Source organism: Bradyrhizobium sp. STM 3843, from assembly GCF_000239815.1.
Classification (GTDB): domain Bacteria; phylum Pseudomonadota; class Alphaproteobacteria; order Rhizobiales; family Xanthobacteraceae; genus Bradyrhizobium.
Genome location: NZ_CAFK01000165.1, coordinates 1 through 18,659 on the forward strand (window position 1 = coordinate 1; position 18,659 = coordinate 18,659).

Annotated in this window: 20 protein-coding genes; 8 read left to right on the forward strand and 12 right to left on the reverse strand. The window is 64.8% G+C overall.

Annotation, left to right across the window (positions count from 1 at the left end; genetic code table 11):
* Positions 1-333: 333 nt before the first annotated feature.
* Together BRAS3843_RS17870 and BRAS3843_RS17875 are read right to left on the reverse strand one after the other, a co-directional pair.
* Positions 334-1,719, reverse strand: a complete 1,386-nt coding sequence (locus BRAS3843_RS17870; protein ID WP_050886459.1) for a sensor histidine kinase — start codon at positions 1,717-1,719, stop codon at positions 334-336.
* Complete coding sequence (locus BRAS3843_RS17875; RefSeq protein ID WP_035982031.1) at positions 1,694-2,359, reverse strand: response regulator transcription factor; 666 nt, start codon at positions 2,357-2,359, stop codon at positions 1,694-1,696. The genes BRAS3843_RS17870 and BRAS3843_RS17875 overlap by 26 nt, the downstream gene beginning before the upstream one ends.
* 113 nt (positions 2,360-2,472) lie before the next feature.
* On the opposite strand from BRAS3843_RS17875, the gene BRAS3843_RS17880 reads away from it, so the two are divergent.
* From BRAS3843_RS17880 to BRAS3843_RS17890, 3 genes are read left to right on the forward strand one after another with little or no spacing between them, the layout of a single operon-like run.
* Entirely contained in the window at positions 2,473-3,252 is a 780-nt protein-coding gene (locus BRAS3843_RS17880; protein WP_008970383.1) for an ABC transporter ATP-binding protein, read from the forward strand.
* A gap of 12 nt (positions 3,253-3,264) precedes the next feature.
* On the forward strand, positions 3,265-4,131 hold the full coding sequence (locus BRAS3843_RS17885) for an ABC transporter permease (protein WP_008970384.1): 867 nt from the start codon (positions 3,265-3,267) through the stop codon (positions 4,129-4,131).
* Positions 4,132-4,181: 50 nt separating this feature from the next.
* On the forward strand, positions 4,182-5,198 hold the full coding sequence (locus tag BRAS3843_RS17890; RefSeq protein ID WP_008970385.1) for an ABC transporter substrate-binding protein: 1,017 nt from the start codon (positions 4,182-4,184) through the stop codon (positions 5,196-5,198).
* A gap of 398 nt (positions 5,199-5,596) precedes the next feature.
* On the opposite strand, the gene BRAS3843_RS17895 is transcribed toward BRAS3843_RS17890, so the two are convergent.
* The 5 genes from BRAS3843_RS17895 to BRAS3843_RS17915 all read right to left on the reverse strand — a co-directional run bounded on the left by BRAS3843_RS17895 (position 5,597) and on the right by BRAS3843_RS17915 (position 10,622).
* The gene (locus tag BRAS3843_RS17895) at positions 5,597-5,887 is read right to left on the reverse strand and encodes a helix-turn-helix transcriptional regulator (protein WP_008970386.1); all 291 of its coding nucleotides are present in this window, start codon (positions 5,885-5,887) and stop codon (positions 5,597-5,599) included.
* A gap of 304 nt (positions 5,888-6,191) precedes the next feature.
* Complete coding sequence (locus tag BRAS3843_RS17900) at positions 6,192-7,277, reverse strand: hypothetical protein (protein ID WP_244425381.1); 1,086 nt, start codon at positions 7,275-7,277, stop codon at positions 6,192-6,194.
* An 8-nt stretch (positions 7,278-7,285) separates the two neighbouring features.
* Positions 7,286-8,452 carry a tetratricopeptide repeat protein gene (locus tag BRAS3843_RS17905; protein WP_008970388.1) on the reverse strand — a complete coding sequence of 389 codons (1,167 nt, stop codon included), beginning with the start codon at positions 8,450-8,452 and terminating at the stop codon, positions 7,286-7,288.
* 112 nt (positions 8,453-8,564) lie between these two features.
* Positions 8,565-9,917 carry an ATP-binding protein gene (locus BRAS3843_RS17910; protein ID WP_008970389.1) on the reverse strand — a complete coding sequence of 451 codons (1,353 nt, stop codon included), beginning with the start codon at positions 9,915-9,917 and terminating at the stop codon, positions 8,565-8,567.
* Between the two features lie 3 nt (positions 9,918-9,920).
* Positions 9,921-10,622, reverse strand: a complete 702-nt coding sequence (locus tag BRAS3843_RS17915) for a response regulator (RefSeq protein WP_008970390.1) — start codon at positions 10,620-10,622, stop codon at positions 9,921-9,923.
* A gap of 166 nt (positions 10,623-10,788) precedes the next feature.
* Here BRAS3843_RS17915 and BRAS3843_RS41585 point away from each other — a divergent pair, with 166 nt between their 5' ends.
* The 4 genes from BRAS3843_RS41585 to BRAS3843_RS17935 all read left to right on the forward strand — a co-directional run bounded on the left by BRAS3843_RS41585 (position 10,789) and on the right by BRAS3843_RS17935 (position 13,277).
* Positions 10,789-11,121 (forward strand): cysteine rich repeat-containing protein, encoded by a 333-nt coding sequence (locus BRAS3843_RS41585; RefSeq protein WP_008970391.1) that lies wholly within the window; start codon positions 10,789-10,791, stop codon positions 11,119-11,121.
* 102 nt (positions 11,122-11,223) lie between these two features.
* Positions 11,224-11,835, forward strand: coding sequence for a LemA family protein (locus tag BRAS3843_RS17925; protein ID WP_008970392.1), 612 nt, complete (start codon positions 11,224-11,226; stop codon positions 11,833-11,835).
* 17 nt (positions 11,836-11,852) lie between these two features.
* On the forward strand, positions 11,853-12,761 hold the full coding sequence (locus tag BRAS3843_RS17930) for a YgcG family protein (protein WP_008970393.1): 909 nt from the start codon (positions 11,853-11,855) through the stop codon (positions 12,759-12,761).
* Between the two features lie 18 nt (positions 12,762-12,779).
* The gene (locus tag BRAS3843_RS17935; RefSeq protein WP_008970394.1) at positions 12,780-13,277 is read left to right on the forward strand and encodes a TPM domain-containing protein; all 498 of its coding nucleotides are present in this window, start codon (positions 12,780-12,782) and stop codon (positions 13,275-13,277) included.
* A gap of 6 nt (positions 13,278-13,283) precedes the next feature.
* Here the strand turns inward: BRAS3843_RS17935 and BRAS3843_RS17940 are convergent, their stop codons facing one another.
* The 3 genes from BRAS3843_RS17940 to BRAS3843_RS17945 form a co-directional block, all read right to left on the reverse strand.
* Entirely contained in the window at positions 13,284-13,793 is a 510-nt protein-coding gene (locus tag BRAS3843_RS17940; RefSeq protein WP_008970395.1) for a hypothetical protein, read from the reverse strand.
* A gap of 269 nt (positions 13,794-14,062) precedes the next feature.
* Complete coding sequence (locus BRAS3843_RS40800) at positions 14,063-14,317, reverse strand: hypothetical protein (protein WP_008970396.1); 255 nt, start codon at positions 14,315-14,317, stop codon at positions 14,063-14,065.
* 262 nt (positions 14,318-14,579) lie between these two features.
* Positions 14,580-15,545 carry a YafY family protein gene (locus BRAS3843_RS17945; protein WP_008970397.1) on the reverse strand — a complete coding sequence of 322 codons (966 nt, stop codon included), beginning with the start codon at positions 15,543-15,545 and terminating at the stop codon, positions 14,580-14,582.
* Between the two features lie 84 nt (positions 15,546-15,629).
* Between BRAS3843_RS17945 and BRAS3843_RS17950 the strand changes: the two genes are divergently transcribed.
* On the forward strand, positions 15,630-16,280 hold the full coding sequence (locus tag BRAS3843_RS17950; RefSeq protein ID WP_008970398.1) for a glutathione S-transferase family protein: 651 nt from the start codon (positions 15,630-15,632) through the stop codon (positions 16,278-16,280).
* A 7-nt stretch (positions 16,281-16,287) separates the two neighbouring features.
* Here BRAS3843_RS17950 and BRAS3843_RS17955 read toward each other — a convergent pair whose 3' ends face one another.
* Together BRAS3843_RS17955 and BRAS3843_RS17960 are read right to left on the reverse strand one after the other, a co-directional pair.
* On the reverse strand, positions 16,288-17,652 hold the full coding sequence (locus BRAS3843_RS17955; RefSeq protein WP_008970399.1) for an FAD-binding oxidoreductase: 1,365 nt from the start codon (positions 17,650-17,652) through the stop codon (positions 16,288-16,290).
* 117 nt (positions 17,653-17,769) lie between these two features.
* Positions 17,770-18,630: an AraC family transcriptional regulator gene (locus BRAS3843_RS17960; protein ID WP_008970400.1), complete on the reverse strand. Its 861-nt coding sequence runs from the start codon at positions 18,628-18,630 to the stop codon at positions 17,770-17,772.
* Between the last annotated feature and the right edge of the window lie 29 nt (positions 18,631-18,659).

Genomic DNA, 18,659 nt, shown 5'->3' on the forward strand with positions numbered 1-18,659 from the left:
AGGGGTCGGGGGTGGGGGTCCACGAGTCGTGTTCTGTAAGAGGAGCATGAATAGGCTTGCGCCCGTTATTCCTCGACGAGCGATGACAGTGAGCAGCACGCTTCGGCGTAAGCGTGTCGCAGATCGAGCGAGAGCCACTTATTCGTTCACGTCTGGAACGACGAATTGCAAATATCAAAGAAACTCAACGAAATTCAGCGCCCGTGGACCCCCACCCCCAACCCCTCCCGCAAGGGGGAGGGGAGCTCACCGCCGTCGCGCTGATAGCTCGAATCGCGTTCGGAGTGTGTGCACGCGAGGAAGACGAACTGTGATCTCGTGCGGTGCTTCCGATCAACTAAGCGGCAACTCCATCGCCACACTGAAATCGCCCGCGCCACCCGCAACGCGCAAGCTGCCGCCATGGGCCTGCGCCACCTCGTTGGCGATGGCAAGGCCCAGCCCCGAGCCGCGCGAGTGCTCTCCTTTCTGGAAGGGAGCCAGCAGGCGCTCGCCCGTGTCCGCTGCAATGCCCGGCCCGTCGTCCCAGACGACGACGGCAACATGCGTCGCCGTTTTCTCCACCTTCACCATCAGCCGGGTCCGTGCGCCGTGAGCCAGCGCGTTGTGGACCAGATTGGCGAGCGCTTCGCGCACGCTGATCGCATCGGCCGGGACGACGGCCTCATCCTCTGACGGCACGAAGCCGATCGAGACTTCGCGGTCCAGGCTCAGCGGCACCGCTTGCGACAGGACTGATTTGGCGAGCGCATTGATGTCGGTCGGCGCAAGGCGCGACGCCTGGGCCCGGTGCTGCACCATCGCGTGGTCGAGCAGCTGGCTGGTCAGCCGCCCGAGGTCGCTGATCCGCTCGCGCAGGCGCTTCAGCGCCGGCACCTCATCGCCGCCGGAGCTGAGCAGCTCGGCTTCGGCGTCGATGGCGGCGAGCGGCGTCCGCAACTGATGCGTGGCATCGGCGATGAAGCGCTGCATGATTGTGATACGCTCGTCGAGCCGTTGCATGAAGCCGTCGATGGCTCCGACCAGCGCGCGCACTTCGGACGGGGGCATCAGCGCGATCGGACTAAGGTCGTCGGGCTTGCGCCGTGCGATTTCGGCCTCGATGCGCGTCAGCGGTGAGAAGACGATGCGCAGGCAGAGCGCCGTGGCGGCGAGCGCGAGCACGCTCATCGCGGCAATGATGCCGATCGCCTTCGACGCCAGATCCCAGGTCAGCGCGTCTCTCGCGGCCAACGTCTGGGCCAGAACGATCTCGGCCCAGCCATCGCCCGGCGCCCCGTCGATCTGGCGGGCCACGGCGGCGACGCGCACCTTCTGGCCGCGATAGATGCCATCACTCAATGTGACGCCTGTCCGCAACGCGGCCGCCGACACATTCGCTGCGAGATCATCATAGCCGGCCACCACGACGCCGCGCGGATCGGTGACCCGGTAGAACACGAGATCGTAGGCGGAGAGCGTGGAAAATGCCGCCGCAGGCGGGTCCAGCGTGACCACGCCGCCTTGCAGATAGACATTCTCGGCGATCTGCACCGCGCCGCCGACCAGGAGCTTGTCGTAGGCGTCGCGCGCCGCCGTGGCGGCGTATTGCCAGGCGGCGACGCTGAGAACGACGGCACCGATCGCCAGGATCGCGCCGATCGCGACCAGCAGCCGCGCCCGCAGCGAGCCACGTAACTGACGAAGAGGCGGCTCAAGACGCTGAGAGCTGGTAGCCAAGGCCGCGCTCGGTTCGGATTTCAACAGGAGTGCCTGCAAGCTTGCGGCGCAGCCGCGCCACGAACTGCTCGACCGCATTGGGGCTCGGGTCCTGGTCGAAGCTGAAGAGCTGTTCGACCAGTTCTTCCTTGGCCACATAGCGGCCCTGACGCGCGGCCAGGATTTCCAGCACCGTCAGCTCGCGGCGGGTCAGGTCGAGCGGCTGGCCGGCGACGCTCGCCGTCCGGCCCGCGCGGTCGATCGTCAGCGGTCCGATCGTCAGTGTGTTGTCCGACAGCCCGGAGGCGCGGCGCAGCAATGCGCGGGCGCGCGCCTCCAGCTCGCGATAGTCGAACGGCTTGACCAGGTAATCGTCGGCACCGAGATCGAGCGCGCTGATGCGGTCGTCGACCGCAGAGCGGGCCGTGAGCACGAGCACCGGTGTCCGCAGGCCCCGGCCTCGTAGATGCTTCAGGACGGCAAAGCCGTCCATGTTCGGCAGCATCACGTCGAGCACGATCAGGTCGTAGGATTGCACCTCCACCAGCTCGCTGGCGGTGCGGCCGTCTTTTTCCCAATCGACAGCATAGCCGATCCGCTCGAAGCGGTTGACGACGGCGCTGCCGATCTCCGGTGTGTCCTCGACCAACAAAATCCGCAACGGCGTGCCTCGGCTCCTGAGTCAGGTTCGCGTCAGTTCGTCCCTCTATCATCTCCAGCAAGGTTGCCGAAGTGCACCAGGCAAATTTCGCGCTGCAACATGGGGAGGGATCGATGACAATGCTCCAGTCGCCGGCTCAATTTGAGCCTTTGCTCTCGGTCGAGGGCGTGACGCTTCAATACAAGACGCCCGATACGCTTGTCACCGCGACCTATCGCGTCGATTTCAACGTCTACAATTCCGACCGTTTTGTTCTGCTCGGGCCATCCGGCTGCGGCAAATCCACGCTGTTGAAGGCGATCGGCGGTTACTTGCGTCCGACCGAAGGCCGGATCCGTCTGAAGGGGCGCGACGTCACCGAGCCGGGACCGGACCGGATGATGGTGTTCCAGGAATTCGACCAGCTGTTGCCCTGGAAGACGGTGCGCGAGAACGTCATCTTCGCGCTGACCGCGAGCGGGCGCGTCGGCGCGGCGGAGGCGCGCGAGCGGGCGGGGGCCTATATCGACAAGGTGGGCCTGTCGAAATTCATCGACAGCTATCCGCACACGCTGTCCGGCGGCATGAAGCAGCGCGTTGCCATCGCACGCGGGATGGCGATGGAGCCCGATGTTCTCTTGATGGACGAGCCGTTCGCGGCGTTGGATGCACTGACCCGCCGCAAGATGCAGGACGAGCTGCTGCAATTGTGGGAGGACACCCGTTTCACGGTGCTGTTCGTGACCCATTCGATCGAGGAGGCGATCAAGATCGGCTCGCGCATCCTGTTGTTGTCGCCGCATCCGGGACGCGTCCGCGCCGAGCTGAACAGCATCCCGTCGAGCGCGATGGGGTCGCCGCAGCAGGTCGCGCTCGAAGGGCGCATCAACGACATGCTGTTCGGCCATCATTAGGAGGAGACGTCCATGAGCGAAACGCTGGCGCTGCGTCCCGAAATCGTCAACCCCGATACGCCGCTCGGCGATGTCAGGGTCGAGGCAAGCCTGTCCTGGTTCGAGCGCATCTATCGCATCGGTGCGGTGCGCAAGGCCTTCATTCTGCTGGCGCTGGCGGGCCTATGGCAGGCCTATGGCCTGTGGCTCGGCAATCCCCTGCTGTTTCCGACCTTCACCGACACGCTCGCCGCCTTCTTCGAGAACATCAGCAATGGCGTGATCCCCGCGCGCACGCTGGTGTCGCTGGAGACGCTATTGATCGGCTATGGCGTCGGCATCGTGCTCGCCGCGGTGCTGACCACGGTCGCGATCGGCTCGCGGCTCGGCGCGGATCTGTTGGAGGCGCTGACCTCGATGTTTAATCCCCTGCCTGCGATCGCGCTGCTGCCGCTGGCGCTGATCTGGTTCGGGCTCGGCAAGGGCAGCGTGATCTTCGTGCTTGTGCACTCCGTGCTGTGGGCGATTGCGCTCAACACCCATTCGGGCTTCCGCTCGGTCTCCAACACGCTGCGCATGGTGGGCCTGAACTACGGCTTGCGCGGCCTGAAGCTGGTGCGCTTCGTCCTGATTCCGGCGGCGTTTCCTGCCATTCTGACCGGGCTCAAGGTCGGCTGGGCCTTCGCCTGGCGCACGCTGATCGCGGCTGAGCTGGTGTTCGGCGTGTCGTCGGGCTCGGGCGGCCTCGGCTGGTTCATTTTCGAAAATCGCAACCAGCTCGAGACGGCGAACGTGTTCGCGGGCCTGTTCACCGTCATCATCATCGGCCTGGTTGTCGAGAACGTCGTCTTCGCCACTATCGAGCGCAACACGGTCCGGCGCTGGGGCATGCAGCACTAGCCCACTCATAACAACCAGCTAAAAAGTCAATCACGTGAGGGAGGGAAAGTATGTCCTGGAAAGCATCACTTGGCGCGGCCGCGCTCGGGCTCGCCGCGCTGCTCGCCGCCGGCAGCCCATCGCAGGCCGAGGTCAAGGAAGTCCGGATCTCCAAGGGTTACGGCATCCTGTATCTGCCGCTGATCGTGATGGAGGACCAGAAGCTTCTGGAGAAGCAGGCCGAGAAGGCCGGGATCGGTCCGTTGAAAGTCAATTGGCTGATGCTCGATGGCGGTAATGTCATCAACGACGCCATGATGGCAGGTTCGTTGGATATTGCCGGCACCGGCGCGCCGGGCTTCATCACGCTTTGGGCCAAGGCCAAGGGCATTCCGAGCGTCGAGGTGGTCGGCGTCAGCGGCCTGAGCTCGACTTCGTTGTGGATGAACAGCAATAATCCTGAGATCAAATCGCTGAAGGACTTCAAGTCGAGCGACAAGATCGCGCTGCCCGGCATCAAGACCTCGCTGTCGGCGGTCATGCTGCAGCTGATGGTGGCCCACGAGTTCGGTCGCGAGAACTACGCCAAGCTTGATCCGATGACGGTGGGCCTGCCGCACCCGGAGGCGCTGGCGGCGCTCACCTCCGGCAAGACGGAGATCACGGCGCACCTGACCTCGCCGCCGTTTTCCTATCTGGAGCTGAAGGATTCCAAGGTCCACCGCGTCGCCAACTCGGTCGACATTCTGGGGCGCCTGACCATGGACGTGACCTTCGCGCCTAAGCGCTTCGTCGACGCCAATCCGAAGGTCGTGCAGGCTTTCCTCGATGCGCTGGACGAGGCCGACGCCTTCATCGCCCGCGACAAGGCCGCCGCGGCCGAGATCTATGCCCGCACCGCCAAGGTCAAGACCACGAAGGAAGAGGTGACGGAGATGCTGGAAGACAAGGACACCTGGTTCTCTGCGACGCCGGAAGGCGTCCTGAAGATCGCCGACTTCATGCACGGGGCCGGTTCGATCAAGGTCAAGCCGGCAAGCTGGCAGGATCTGTTCGTGCCGCAGCTGCGCGAACGCAACGGCAGCTGACCGGCTCACGTTGCGCCCGGGAAGGCCACCGTGCCCTGCTCACCACGCCTGCCCGGCCGTCCTGGCCGGGATTCCGGCGAAGATGGAGCAAAGGGCGAAGGCCACGCTACGGTCTGCCAGGCCTGAATTTGGGCAGGCGAGAGGTTTGTGGCGAACGGAGGACCTGCGCGGCCAAATGGCTCTATTCGCGTCACATTGGGCGTGAGCGACGAAGCCAATCGAAGCCGGCGTTCCAAAAAGGGGAAATATTCGTCTATCGCTGGTTCCACTTCTATCTGGTGACGCGAGGCATGCGGCTGGTGACGCCGACGAACTGCAGCAGCGGGAGAATGATGAGGCCGCCAACGACGAGGATCGCAACGTGTCCCCGGCTTCGCAAAGATTTGCGCGAAGTCCCACTAGATCGGCCCCGCTCGGGTCGGGGTCGCAGTAAGGCGCGCTCGACGGCCCATGCGAACCGGCTTGAAGCGCGGTAAGCCAGCGAACAGCTCGATGGTCGTAATGTCGAGCGCTTCGCACAGGGATGGCACGCGGATCGCCGGTAGCATGGCGCGACCGCTTTCGTAGCTGGCGATGACCTGCTGGCTGACGTGCATCAGGGCGCCGAGCAACGCCTGAGACATTTTCCGAAGCTTCCTGAAGTACCGAATACGCTGACCGAGCGCCTTGGCGATCGAGAGAAGTTTCATCCGCACTCTCCCCGTCGGCTTTTCTGGGCCCTCCGAATTTCCATCTAAACGATGCAGGGATCAAGATGGTTGTGAACCCGCAAGGAATGGCGGCTGGGAAAAACCGACACCCCACCAATTGCGGGAGCGGCGTCGCAATTGGGCCAGGGGTGCTCTCGTGCACGGGGCCGGCTCGATCAAGGTCAAGCCTGCAGGCTGGCAGGATCTGTTCGTGCCGTAGCTGCGCGAACGCAACGGCAGCTGATCACGGGTGTCGGCGCAGGGGAGCGCGGCCGAAGGGCGCGCTTCAGGAAAGAGTTTGTTGCTATCCGCGAATTGCGATGCCGCGTCCGCAGGCACTGTTGATGAAGCAGGCCTGCAACGCGTCATCGAGCTGGTCGGATCGTTTGCCGTCGAGACTGACGTCCGGAAACCCGTGGCCGCGCAGATAGACCTGCATCTGCAGAATCGCGCGGCTGCCGCCCACGGTGACGATGGTCTCGAGATCCTGCTTCGCATCCGCCGCCTTTCCGCTTCGGGTCAGGACCAGGGCGCGCTGGACATACATGTTCACGAGGTCAGGCCTTGTGGGACCGGGGAGGCTCCGCTGCCCCGTTGGTCCGAGAACGCTGTTCAAGTCGGCAAGCGCGCCGGCATCGTCACCGTTAGCCGCTTGGATTGCAGCGCGGATCTGCAGAGCGCGTAGATCGTAGTGCGAGGCGAGTATGGAATCGACGTCATCCTTGGCGCCCGCAGTCTTGCCGGTCAGCAGGCGAAGTTCGGCACGCGCGAGGCGCGTTCTCGGGTCGTCGGGCTCGAGCGCAATCGCGTCATCCAGATCTGTCTCGGCCTGATCCAGCTTGCCCATTCGGGTTAAAACGAATGCACGGATCCAGAGTGCATCGACGGATGACGGGTTGAGGGCGAGCGCCTTTGTCGCTGCATGAAAGCCGGCTTCGTCGTCCTGACCGACGAGGATGAAAGCCTTTGTCGCCAACGCGTCGGCATTGTCCGGATTGGTGTCCAGCACTTGATTGACGTCGCGTGCGGCTTCGGTGAGCTGGTCCGGTATCCTCAGCCGGCCGCGCAGCAGGCGGGCAGATGTGTTGGCCGGATCTTCAATGATCGCGACATCCAATTCACGGACCGCCTGCGGCAGCCGCGCAATGTCGATGAGCTGACGGGCGCGCGCAACGCGTTGCTGAGCACGAACATCGGCGGACAGATTTGCTGGGACGTCCGGCGGGTCGCATTCGCCTCTCTGCTTGGCCGCGAAGCCGAGCTTGCATTTGCCCGGGTGGAAGGATCGGATCGGACCGGCAGTTCCCAAGTCGTCATCGGCGAAACACTGCGCGCTCACCAGCTGGGCGATCAGAACGACAGCAACGGCGAGGCGAGTGCAGAATGTCATTTGCGTGCTCATTTGCAGAGCTTATCGAGCATGCAGGCGCGGATCGCGTCAGCGAACTCCGGTGTCAGCGCGGCGGGCGGATCGTTTGATCGCCAATATCCGGCCGTGCGCAATGCCGGCATCGTTTGCTTCAACACCGATTCACTAAGCGCCACAGCGTGAATCATGTCATCAAATGCGAGATCGAATTGATCGAGCTCTCGATGCATGCGAGCCCGCATGCGGCGGGCGTCACCATCCATCGGATCGATCTCGACAGTCTTGTCGAAGTCCGCGAGCGCGTCCTGAAACTGCCGAAGCCGCGCATGGAGCAAGCCAAGTGAAAAGAATGTGTCGTAGCTCTTCGAGCCGAGCGCAATCGCCTCCTGCAGATCGGAGAAGGCATCCTTTTCACGTCCCGGGCGGTAGGTCAGGAATTTGCCTCTGGCAGCCAAGGAAGCCGCCGAGCGCCGATAGGCGACGGCGGAATTCAGATCCTGCTCGGCTTGGTCGAACTGCCAGAGCAAGGTGTAGATATAAGCGCGGTCTTTCAGGGCGATGATGTGAAAGTCGAGTCGATCGCCATTTCCGTCGAGATAGCCCTGACGGTTGATATCGTCGGGAGCAATGGCCACTAGTGCGTTGGCATCTTTCAGGGCATCGCCGAACCGGCGTTGCCCCAGATAAATCTTGCTTCGGAACAGGAGGGCATAGGCATCTTTCGGATCCGCTGCCAGAGCCAGCGTGTAGTAGCGGCTTGCCTCCTCGACAGCGCCCATGTCCTCGTTCAGCGCGCCGACCGTTCGCAACGCGTGCCCGTTCGATGGATTCAGCGCCAGAGCTTTTTGAAGGTATGACAGACCTTCCTCATGGCGGCCGGCGCGAAAGGCGATATTGGCGCGGAAAACCAATAGCTCCTCATTGGTCGGCGTCAGCTCGATTGCTGCGTCATAGTCCTGACCGGCAAGGGCAAAGCGTTTGGTGTTGTGATAGCCCATGCCACGAATGAACAACGCGTAGCCGCGTTCGGCCGCAGGCCTTGTCTGGTCGGCGATCACTTTGGAGCAGGGATCGATGACACTCTCCGGGGAGACCTGGACCTCCGGCAGCGAACATTCGCTGGCCCATGATGCACCGCTTTCTGCGCCCAGAACCGCGCATGCGACAACGACGCTGAAGACCGCTGACCGGACCATCTGTGATTTCTCCCCGAGATGGGAAAACCATACCGACAAAAATGGAAGCCGCGTCTAACGCGACAGCTAAAGCTTTATGGATTCGATCGCCGCTGAGCACTGCTCGCCGCGACTACGCATTCTCCGCGAACGCCACCGTCACCCGCAATCCGCCCTCGGGCGAGTCTGACAGCGCAAGCCGCGCGCCAAGGGCGTCGGCGATCTGTTTGACGATGGCAAGCCCGAGTCCGCTGCCGCCGGTGGTACGGCTGCGCGAGGTCTCCAGGCGGAAGAACGGCTGGAACACCGCCTGGCGCGCCTCTGGCGGAATGCCGGGACCGTCATCATCGATGGCGACCACCGCGCCCTGATCGCGCAGCAGCCGCACCGTGCAATGCGGCGCAAACCGTAATGCGTTCTCGACCAGATTGACGAACAGCCGCCGCACGGCAACCGGTTCGGCCTTGATCGCCAGGGGATCATCGCCGAGCTCGGCGCGGATGGCAGCACCGGTGTGCTGCTGGTCTTCGACGATGCTGGCGAGCAGGGCGCGCAGATCGACTGGCCGGTGCTGCGCCGTCGCGAAGCCGCCGCGGGCCACCGCAAGCCCATCGTCGAGCAGCCGCGTCATCTCGTCGAGATCGGCGGCGGCCTTGTCACGCTGCTCCTCGTCGGGCAGCCGCTCGATCCGCAGCCGCAGCCGGGTGATGTAAGTCTTGAGGTCATGCGAGACCGCGCCGAGCAGCAGCGTGCGACCGCGCACCAGCTCTGAAATGCGTTCCTGCATCTCGTTGACCGCGGTGATCAGTTTCCTGATCTCCGGCGCGCCGGCCGGCTTCACTTGCAACGTGGAGCCGTTGCCGGTGAACTGCTCGAGCGACCTGCTCAACGCGCGCAAGGGCCGTGCTTCGCGCGCGATCGCGATGACAGCGGCGATGCCGATGAATGCGCCGAGTAGCCCGATGCCGAATCCCGGCGGCCAACCGAACAGCCGCCGCGCCACCGGGCCGACCGCCTCGAACGCGACATAGTCGCCGCTGCGCAGCGAGACCGCGAAGCGGATCGAACGCTGGGTCGCGCGCCAGTAGTCGCCAAGGTGCCATTCGCTCCAGCGCGGCATCGTGTTGCGATAGCCGAGCGCGACCACCTCGCGCGGCTGCAATGCGCTAAGATAGAGCGACAGGAAACGTTCGACGATCGGCAGCCGCCGCATGCCGACCGCCGGCTGTGGCAGCTCATGCGTGATGGTGACATGCAGACGGTCGGAGCTGACCGCCTTCAGCACGGCGGCGCGCTCGGACGGCTCGGTCTTTTCGATCAGCTCGACGATGCCGGTCACCTGCTCGGGCAACGGGAATATCCGGACGATGAGGTCCTCGCGGGATTCGCTGACGAACAGCCAGGCGAGGCCCGCCGCCCACAAGGCGAGCAGCGCGAACAGCACGATCGCCATCAGGCGTCCTGCGAAGCCGAGCCGGCCGAGCATCTCTCAAGATTCCTTCACGGTGCCCGTGAAGATGTAGCCGGCGCTGCGCACCGTCTTGATCAGCTCGCCGTCGCGTTCGATCTTCTTGCGCAGCCTGCTCACCTGCACGTCGATGGTACGATCGAGCGGATCGGCCTGCCGGCCGCGGGTCCAGTCCATCAGCTGCTCGCGCGACAGCACGCGGTTCGGCCGGGTGAGGAAGCAGCTGAGCAGCTCGAACTCCGCGGACGTCAGCGCCACCTGATTGCCGTCGCCGTCGGTCACCTCGCGCTTGTCGAGATCGGCGCTCAGCGTGCCGTTGACGACAAAGCGCCGGCTCTCGATCGGCGGCGGCTCGGCGCGGCGCAGGATGGCGCGGATGCGGGCGGCGAGCTCGCGCGGATTGAACGGCTTGGGCAGATAGTCGTCGGCGCCCATTTCGAGGCCGATGATGCGGTCGACGTCGTCGCCCTTGGCGGTCAGCATCAGGATCGGCACCCGCGACGACGCGCGCAGCCGCCGGCAGATCGACAACCCGTCCTCGCCCGGCAGCATGATGTCGAGCACGACCAGATCGGGCTCGCCGAAGGTGGCGCGAAAACGATCCAGCGCCGCGCCGCCGTCGCCGACCTCGACCCGAAAATTCTCGCGCGACAGGTAGTCCCGCAGCAGGCTGCGGATCTCGATGTCGTCCTCGATGATCAGGATGTGCGGCCGGTTGTTCATGGGCGGCACCATAGGAACAGAGGCGCCCGCCGGGCAAGCCGCCGCGGCGCCTCGATACAAATCGTTACGTTCGGCCGCTCCCTTTGCAATGCCGCCGCAAACTCGCTCCGTGAGGCTGCGGTGGACGCCCACACAGGGGCCAAGCCGAACCGAGGGAGACAGGGACATGTCGTCGATCAGGACGTATCTGGGTGCCGTGGTGCTGGCAGCGATCGCATTTCCGGCGTTTGCCGCCGAGCCGGGTGTCGATGACGCGAAGCGCCTCGCGACGTTCCGTGCCGGCGTCGCGGCCTGCATGTCGGACCGCGTCCGGCTCTGCCCGGATGTGACACCCGGCGAGGGCCGGATCGTGGCCTGCCTGGCCGCTCACACCGATCGGCTCAATCCGGTGTGCGCGGTGGCGATGGAACGGGGAAGCGAGGCCTTGATGGCCCTGGCGCGCGCCATGCGTCCGAATCCCATGGTCAAGACGTCGACCGACCGCGACTCCGGAAAATAGTCGCCCGGCCTGAGGTCATGGCGTCCTGTTGCGGCCCCTCATTGCGTCTCCGCTCAACCTGTGCTGTGAGAGCCCGGAGATCCGGGACAAGGGGAGAGCGCGATGCGCAGATTTTGGACCGTGCTGGCGGCATTGATGACGTTGAGCCTGACCAATTGCGGCTACAACGCGATCCAGGGCAATGACGAGCAGGTCAAGGCCGCCTGGTCCGAGGTCGTCAACCAGTATCAGCGGCGTGCCGACCTCGTTCCCAATCTGGTCAACTCGGTCAAGGGTTTCGCCCAGCAGGAGAAGGATGTCCTGCTTGGGGTCACCAATGCGCGGGCCAAGGTCGGCAGCATCCAGGCGACGCCGGAGGTGATCAACGATCCGGCCGCGTTCCAGAAGTTCCAGCAGGCGCAGGGCGAGCTGACCAGTGCGCTGTCGAGGCTGCTGGTCGTCACCGAGAACTATCCGCAGCTGAAGTCGGATGCGCTGTTCCGCGACCTGATGTCTCAGCTCGAGGGCACCGAGAACCGGATCACGGTGGCGCGCAACCGCTACATCAAGTCGGTGCAGGAATATAACGTCTCGATCCGCACCTTCCCGAACAATCTCACCGCGATGATGTTCGGCTACAAGGACAAGCCGAACTTCACGGTCGAGAACGAGCGCGAGATCTCGGTGGCGCCCAAGGTCGATTTCAACGTGCCCGCACCGGCACCTGCGAAATAGTTCGGAGCGGGGCGACCGTGCGCGCAATCCCGGCAGCGAGGACACTCGTCGCGGCGCTCCTTCTGTGCGTCGCATGTCTCGCGTCAGCCTTCGCCGACGTCGCGGTGCCGCAGCTCACCGGCCGCGCGGTCGATCAGACCGGCACCTTGTCGGCCTCCGACATCGCGGGCCTGAACAGCAAGCTGAAGGATCTGGAGACGCACAAAGGCAGCCAGGTCGCGGTGCTGATCGTGCCGACCACGCAGCCCGAGACCATCGAGCAGTTCTCGATCCGCGTCGCGGAAGCCTGGAAGATCGGGCGCAAGAAGATCGACGACGGCGCGCTGCTCGTGGTCGCCAAGAACGACCACCGGGTGCGGATCGAGGTCGGCTACGGCCTGGAAGGCAGCCTGACCGACGTCACGTCCCGGCGCATCATCGACGAGGACATCACCCCGAAGTTCAGAACCGGGGACTTTGCCGGCGGCATCAACGCCGGCATCGACCGCATCATTGCCGTTGCCAACGGCGAAACACTGCCGGCGCCGGAGCCGCAGGCCTCGCATGGCGTCGATCTGGATTGGGACAATATCAGCTCGCTGGCGCCCTTTGTCCTGGTCGGCGCAATCTTCGTTGCCGGCTTCCTTCGCGCGATCCTCGGCCGGTTCTTGGGGGCGATCGCGACCGGCGGCGTGGTTGGTGTGATCGCATGGGCCATCGCGGGCTCGCTGGCCGCAGCTTTTCTGGTCGGCATCGTCGGCTTCGTCGTCGCCATGTTTGCAGACGCGCTCAGCTCGTTCGGGCCGCCGGGGCGTGGTTATGGCGGCGGCTGGTCAGGCGGCTCGTCGTCGGGCGGCTGGAGCAGCGGCGGCAGCCGATCCGATGATGGCGGCTTTTCCGGGCGTGGCGGCAGTTTCGGCGGCGGCGGCGCCTCGGGAAGCTGGTGACGGGATGGGCTGGCGAACATGAGCATCACGCGCATTCTGCGGCATCTGCTCGAGCATCATTGGCGGGTGCGACGCGTGTTCCCGTCCGACATGCGCGACCGCATCGCGCAGGCGATCACGACGGCCGAGACCACCCACTCGGGACAGGTGCGCTTCGTGGTCGAAGGCGCGCTGGACGGCAGGCCGCTGTTCCGCGACCAGCCGGCGCGCGAACGTGCCCTGGATCTGTTCGCGCATCTGCGGATCTGGGACACCGCTCAGAACAACGGCGTCCTGATCTATCTGCTGCTTGCCGACCGCGATGTCGAGATCGTCGCCGACCGCGGCATCGACGCTCGGGTCGGCAAGGATGGCTGGGAACGCATCTGCCGCGCGATGGAGCAGGATTTCCGCCACGGCCGGTTCGAGCATGGCGTCATCGCCGGCGTCGCGGCGGTATCGCGTGAACTGGCCAGGCATTTCCCGCCGCATGCCGGCAGCCCGAACGAGCTGCCGGACGAGCCGGTGGTGATGTAGGTGCGGCTACCCGAGCCGGTGCTTCACATAAAGCGCAAGCGGCACCGCATAGAAGAAATGCGACATGAAGCCGCCGATGATCACCATGGGATCGAGATAGTCCGGATGATTGCTCGACACGACCGCGATGGCGACGTGCATCACGATCCAGAGCATCACGGCGAAGAACAGCGCCACCAGCGTCGCCTCATAGCCGCGGCGACGGAAATACGGCCAGATCAGCGCGAACACGACACCCCAGGCCAGTGCGAACACGAAGTGGATGCCGGTGCCGACGACATAGGCAATGGCTCCCAGCGAATCCTGCACGCCCTTGCCGAACACAAGCCCGGTGGCATTGCGCGGAATGCCTGCGAGCGGCATCAGATGCTGTACACCGACCCAGACGATGGCCTCGTAGATCCAGATGATGACGCCGCCGAGCAGGCCACCCATCAGGCCGGCGCGGATGGCGAGGCCGCGGTCTGAGCTCACGGCATCGGATCGTGCGAGGTCGTTCGCAGCATAAGTACTCATTATTGTCCTCCCCGTTTTATTTATCTGATCAGCCTAACGTGGAACCGACGGGGCCGGAAGTGCACGCGCGCATCATCATGCGATGCACATCTACGAACTGTGCACCGCATGATGGCGCCAGCGCCGACATCGATCAGTTCGACGTGGAAGGCCGCCAGAAAATGGGACGAGAAAGCGACGTCAGCAACAATTGGAAACGCCAGTCGGGCGCAATCCATCAGAGACATGTTGTGGCGCGGCGGCTCTCGTTGGTGCCTCCGCGGATTAGCTCACCATTGCCCGGGCTGCGCTGGTGCCCTGCCTCTCTCGAACAGATTGACCGGCGGCGAAACCGGCTCGGGGGCCGTCTCCAGCCGGTTATAGCTCCATCGCGGATAGTCCCGCGCAGGATGTTTGACGCGCATTGGTTTGGTAGCTCGTGCGCGTTCGGATGCGGCTGTTGCGTCGTGCGCGCTGGCCAGCGACGCCGCAGAGAATGAGATGACGACGGCGCCGATCGCCGCGGCAAGGAATGGTCGGGTCATGTTGATGCTCCAAGCGATACATGAACGAGCGGACCGCGACCGCACTGCTGATGCATGGCGCGGTGATCGTTCCGGTTTCAAATGCTTCTCGCCCGCCTGCATGATTAGGGGCGAAAAACCGAAAGCACCTTTCGGCTGAAGCAAATATTGGGATGCCCAAAGGTTTCAGAGAGACCGTTGGCGCGCGCCGGCAGCCCGGCTCACATCGCTGTGAAGGGTGATAACAGGACAGCGGGCATGAGGACCTGCCGTCCAGCTGATGTCAGCGGTAGCGCTCCGCCATCGCGCGCGCGAGTTCAGCCATCATGTCGCGCAGGCCGGCAGGCTCCAGCACCTCGGCATCCGGGCCGAAGCGCAGCAATTCGGTCGCCGCGTGCCACGCCGTCATGCCGATCGGGATCGTCGCGATGCGCCAGCCATCGGCATCAGCCGTTTCCGAGATGCGCGTGCGCGCCCTGACATAAGGTTGGCTCACGACCTCCAGGAGCCTCACGCCGCGCGGCGACAGCCGCACCTTGGCTTCGTTCGGGTGCAGTTCGGCCTCGAGTCGTTCGGTGGCTGTGTGCCAATAGGCGGCGAGATCGAAATCCGAGGGCGGCGCGAAGGTCTCGTCGCGCGCGCTGCAATCGAGGATGCGTGCGACGCGATAGGTGCGCACGGTGCCGTCGATCTGGCCGGCGAGATACCAGCTGCCGCTCTTGAGCACGAGCCCGAGCGGGGCGAGGCGGCGGCGCTTTTCCGCCCGCCAGCTCTGGTAACGGATGTCGATCACCCGGTCGGCCAGCAGCGCATCGGCGATCATCCGCAAATGCTGCGGCTCCTCGGCCTCGCCGAACCAAGCCGGCGCATCGAGATGAAAGCGCGCCTGCATCCGCCTCGCGTTGGGGCGCAGGCTGGCCGGCAGCGCCGCCACGAGCTTGGCTTGCGCCGCATTCATCGCGCCGTCGAGACCGAGTGCTGCGGCCGGCCCCGGGAGGCCTGCCATGAATAGCGCGTCGGCCTCGGTCGGCGACAAACCGTTCAGGCGTACGCGATAGCCGTCGAGCAGGCGGAAGCCGCCTTCGGAACCGCGCTCGGCATAGACCGGAATGCCGGCCGCTGCGAGCGCATCGACATCGCGATAGATGGTGCGCACCGAGACCTCGCAGGCTTCGGCCAGCTCGGGCGCGGTGGCCCGGCCCCGGGCCTGCAAGGTGGTGAGGATGGAGAGCAGCCGGCTCGCGCGCATGACCCGTTAAACCATACCTGACACAGGATGTCAGGTATGGGGTGGCACAACGAAGTCCCTTAAGACGACAAGAGGAGACCGCCCATGACATCGGCCGACCGCATCACCCTGTATTATGCGCCACAGACCCGCGCCACCGGCACCCGCGTGCTGCTGGAGGAGCTCGGCGCGCCCTATGATCTGCATGTCCTCAACATGAAGGCGGGCGAGCAGCGCCAGCCGGCCTATCTCGCCGTCAATCCGCTCGGCAAGGTGCCGGCGGTCAGCCATCGCGGCCAGCTCGTGACCGAGCAGGTCGCGGTTTATATCTATCTCGCCGATCTGTTCCCGGAGGCAGGGCTGACGCCCGCGCTCGACGATCCCCTGCGCGGACCTTATTTGCGCTGGATCGCCTATTATGGCTCGTCGTTCGAGCCGGCGCTGATCGACCGCTTCATGCAGCGCACGCCGGCGCCGGTCACGCAGTCGCCGTATGCCGATTACGACACGATGCTCGGCGCGCTGGAGGCGCAGCTCGCCAAAGGACTCGCCGAGGGACCCTATCTGTTCGGCGAACGCATGACCGCGGCCGATGTCCTCTGGGGCACCGCCTTCAGCTGGACGTTGATGTTCGGCCTGGTGCCGAAGCGCGATGTGTTCGTCAGCTATGCCGAGCGGATGACCGCGCGTCCGGCGTTCCAGCGGGTGAAGGCGGCGGATGAGGAGATGGTGGCACAGCACGCGGCGGCGAGCTGACGGTTAGTCAGGTGCGCGACGGCAGTGGGATCGCCGACGAGAACAAATTGTCGGGATCATACCTGGTCTTCGCGCCCAGCAATCGCGCGCTGTTGTCGGCATAGCTCGCCGCAGCGCGCGCAGTCTCGGATCGCGCCAACAGGTTGGGATAGCCACCCGCCAATGCAGTGGCAAAGCTCTCGCGCGTGCGCCGCGCCCACTGGGAATGCGCGCGTTCGTCGTCCGGATTGCCGCGGTCGTCAAACGCCGCGACGATCTCCACCAGCACATGGTCGCGGCGCAGTGCAAATGGGGTGGCATCGGATGCGACGCGCGAGGCCGCGCCCTTGAACTCGTGCGTCACCAGCATGCATCCCGGAGAGGGCGCGATCGCCATGGCCCGAACGAACGCTTCGATGGCTGTGCGATCGAACGCTGGAAGCGAGCAGGTTTCCATATAGGTGCGCCGTCCATTGACGATCTGCGCATCGAAGGCCGCCAGGAACATGCCATTGGATTGTCGCGCAATGCTGCCGGCAATGAGGGTGCCGAGCTTGAGAAACGGCGCGAGCCATCTCTGGCCGTCCGCAGGATCGCCGCACCAGGCAGGCACAACGACGACCATGGGCGCGCCGGTCGGATCGGCCGCCAACACGAACTGCACCGAAAGAGCGTCCGGGCCTGCTGCCGTGAGCGCAGTCGCGGCAGCTAGCACGGTCGCAGCCTCGCCAATCGGATAGATCAGCATGCCGGACCATAGGCCCGGGCATTCATGAAGTCGGTGCTGCATTCTGGTGACGACACCGAAATTGCCGCCGCCGCCGCGCAGCGCCCAGAACAGCTCCGGATGGTTCTCCGCATCGGTGGTTACGATCCGTCCGTCGGCGAGCACGACCTCCGCGGCAAGCAGATTGTCGAGTGCCAGGCCGCAGCGCCCGATGAACGGGCCATAGCCGCCACCGAGCGTCAGGCCCGCCATCCCGACGCAGCCGACAGAACCGGCGGCCACCGCGCGGTGCTGCGGATCGGTGATGGCGGCGACATCGGCGGCCAATGCGCCGCCTCCGATCTCCACACGCTGGTTGCCGGGCAGGATACTGACCTGCCGCATGCCACCAAGATCGATCACGATGCCGTTGCAAAGCGCCCGGCCCGCCCAGTCGTGGCCGCCACAGCGAACCGAGAGCGGCAAATCGTGCTCACGCGCAATACGGATCGCGGCCTGAACATCGCTGGCCGTCTGACAGCGGATGACAACGTGCGGGCGGCCATCGCTGACGGGCTTGGCCCAGATCCGGATCGCGGCGTCATAGCCTGCGCTGTCGGGCCGGAAAATCCGGTCGGCCAAATGAGAGCCATATTTCAGCGCCGCTTGTTCGGACAGTTCGCTCACAGGTGATCTCCAAGTCGCAATTCATGCCGCAAGTCATGCGCCGGTCTCGGCGCACGCTCATCTATCGAGCATTGCGCGCAACGATCGTGAAGATTCCTGCTGTTTTGCGGAAGCCAATCAGAGGCCGATATCGGACGGCGCAACGCCGTGAACGCGCCGGATCCAACGCGACAGATGACTTTGGTCGGAGAAGCCGGTGTCCGCGGCGATGTCGGCAAGTCGCGTCCGTCCTTCACGAATCCGTGCGACCGCCGCCTGGAGCCGAAGATGCACCACGTAGCGATGCGGGGTCATGCCCACGCTGCGCGCAAACGCACGTGTGAAGTGAAACGGGCTGCGACCGGCGAGACCGGCAAGCTCGGCCACCTCGATCGGCTCAGCCAGATGTGCGGTGACATAGTCCCTGATCCGTTGCAGCGTGGGCGCGCCAATGATGCCGCGCGAGGGACGCGTGGGCGACGACATGTGAGTGTCGACGAGGCGGCTCATGAACGCGTCGTTGATCTCGCTCCAGAACAGCGGGCCATTGGGATAGTCGGCCCGCGTCTCCGCCACGAGCCGCCTGACGATTGCAAGTAGCTCCGCGTCATAGCCTGACAGGCGCTCGGTCAGTCGGCCTTGCGGCACGTCAGCTTCCGCAGCAGCCAGGGTGAGCCGGCGAGGGTCGACGGTGAGCAGCAGCGTGTCCATGTCCGCTTCGGATTCGACCGAGCAGTCGATCCCGGCTGGGCAGATCGCGAGCGCGCCGTAGCTCGGCTCGTGCACGAGCCCGCGTCCTCCCATCCGGCAATTCAGTCGCTGGCGCGGCGACAGCTGCAGGAAGATCAGATGCTGGTGCGCAGTCCCGTTGAAATAGGCGGCCTTCGCGAAGCGCGTTCGCAGCAGCGACACCCCGCTCTCACCGCGCGGCGCTGCCGTCATCAGGACGGCTGGTGGCGCGCCGTCGTGCTGCGCCCACTGGATGTCGCCGAACTTCATATCGTGCTGAACATGATGTGTGGAATCAG

What these genes read in the sequence shown, in the direction of transcription:
- BRAS3843_RS17880 (WP_008970383.1), top strand. Translation starts at nt 2,473, where the DNA reads ATGACAATGCTCCAGTCGCCGGCTCAATTTGAGCCTTTGCTCTCGGTC.
- BRAS3843_RS17885 (WP_008970384.1), top strand. Translation starts at nt 3,265, where the DNA reads ATGAGCGAAACGCTGGCGCTGCGTCCCGAAATCGTCAACCCCGATACG.
- BRAS3843_RS17890 (WP_008970385.1), top strand. Translation starts at nt 4,182, where the DNA reads ATGTCCTGGAAAGCATCACTTGGCGCGGCCGCGCTCGGGCTCGCCGCG.
- BRAS3843_RS17895 (WP_008970386.1), bottom strand. Translation starts at nt 5,887, where the DNA reads ATGAAACTTCTCTCGATCGCCAAGGCGCTCGGTCAGCGTATTCGGTAC.
- BRAS3843_RS17900 (WP_244425381.1), bottom strand. Translation starts at nt 7,277, where the DNA reads ATGACATTCTGCACTCGCCTCGCCGTTGCTGTCGTTCTGATCGCCCAG.
- BRAS3843_RS17905 (WP_008970388.1), bottom strand. Translation starts at nt 8,452, where the DNA reads ATGGTCCGGTCAGCGGTCTTCAGCGTCGTTGTCGCATGCGCGGTTCTG.
- BRAS3843_RS17910 (WP_008970389.1), bottom strand. Translation starts at nt 9,917, where the DNA reads ATGCTCGGCCGGCTCGGCTTCGCAGGACGCCTGATGGCGATCGTGCTG.
- BRAS3843_RS17915 (WP_008970390.1), bottom strand. Translation starts at nt 10,622, where the DNA reads ATGAACAACCGGCCGCACATCCTGATCATCGAGGACGACATCGAGATC.
- BRAS3843_RS41585 (WP_008970391.1), top strand. Translation starts at nt 10,789, where the DNA reads ATGTCGTCGATCAGGACGTATCTGGGTGCCGTGGTGCTGGCAGCGATC.
- BRAS3843_RS17925 (WP_008970392.1), top strand. Translation starts at nt 11,224, where the DNA reads ATGCGCAGATTTTGGACCGTGCTGGCGGCATTGATGACGTTGAGCCTG.
- BRAS3843_RS17935 (WP_008970394.1), top strand. Translation starts at nt 12,780, where the DNA reads ATGAGCATCACGCGCATTCTGCGGCATCTGCTCGAGCATCATTGGCGG.
- BRAS3843_RS17940 (WP_008970395.1), bottom strand. Translation starts at nt 13,793, where the DNA reads ATGAGTACTTATGCTGCGAACGACCTCGCACGATCCGATGCCGTGAGC.
- BRAS3843_RS40800 (WP_008970396.1), bottom strand. Translation starts at nt 14,317, where the DNA reads ATGACCCGACCATTCCTTGCCGCGGCGATCGGCGCCGTCGTCATCTCA.
- BRAS3843_RS17945 (WP_008970397.1), bottom strand. Translation starts at nt 15,545, where the DNA reads ATGCGCGCGAGCCGGCTGCTCTCCATCCTCACCACCTTGCAGGCCCGG.
- BRAS3843_RS17950 (WP_008970398.1), top strand. Translation starts at nt 15,630, where the DNA reads ATGACATCGGCCGACCGCATCACCCTGTATTATGCGCCACAGACCCGC.
- BRAS3843_RS17960 (WP_008970400.1), bottom strand. Translation starts at nt 18,630, where the DNA reads ATGAAGTTCGGCGACATCCAGTGGGCGCAGCACGACGGCGCGCCACCA.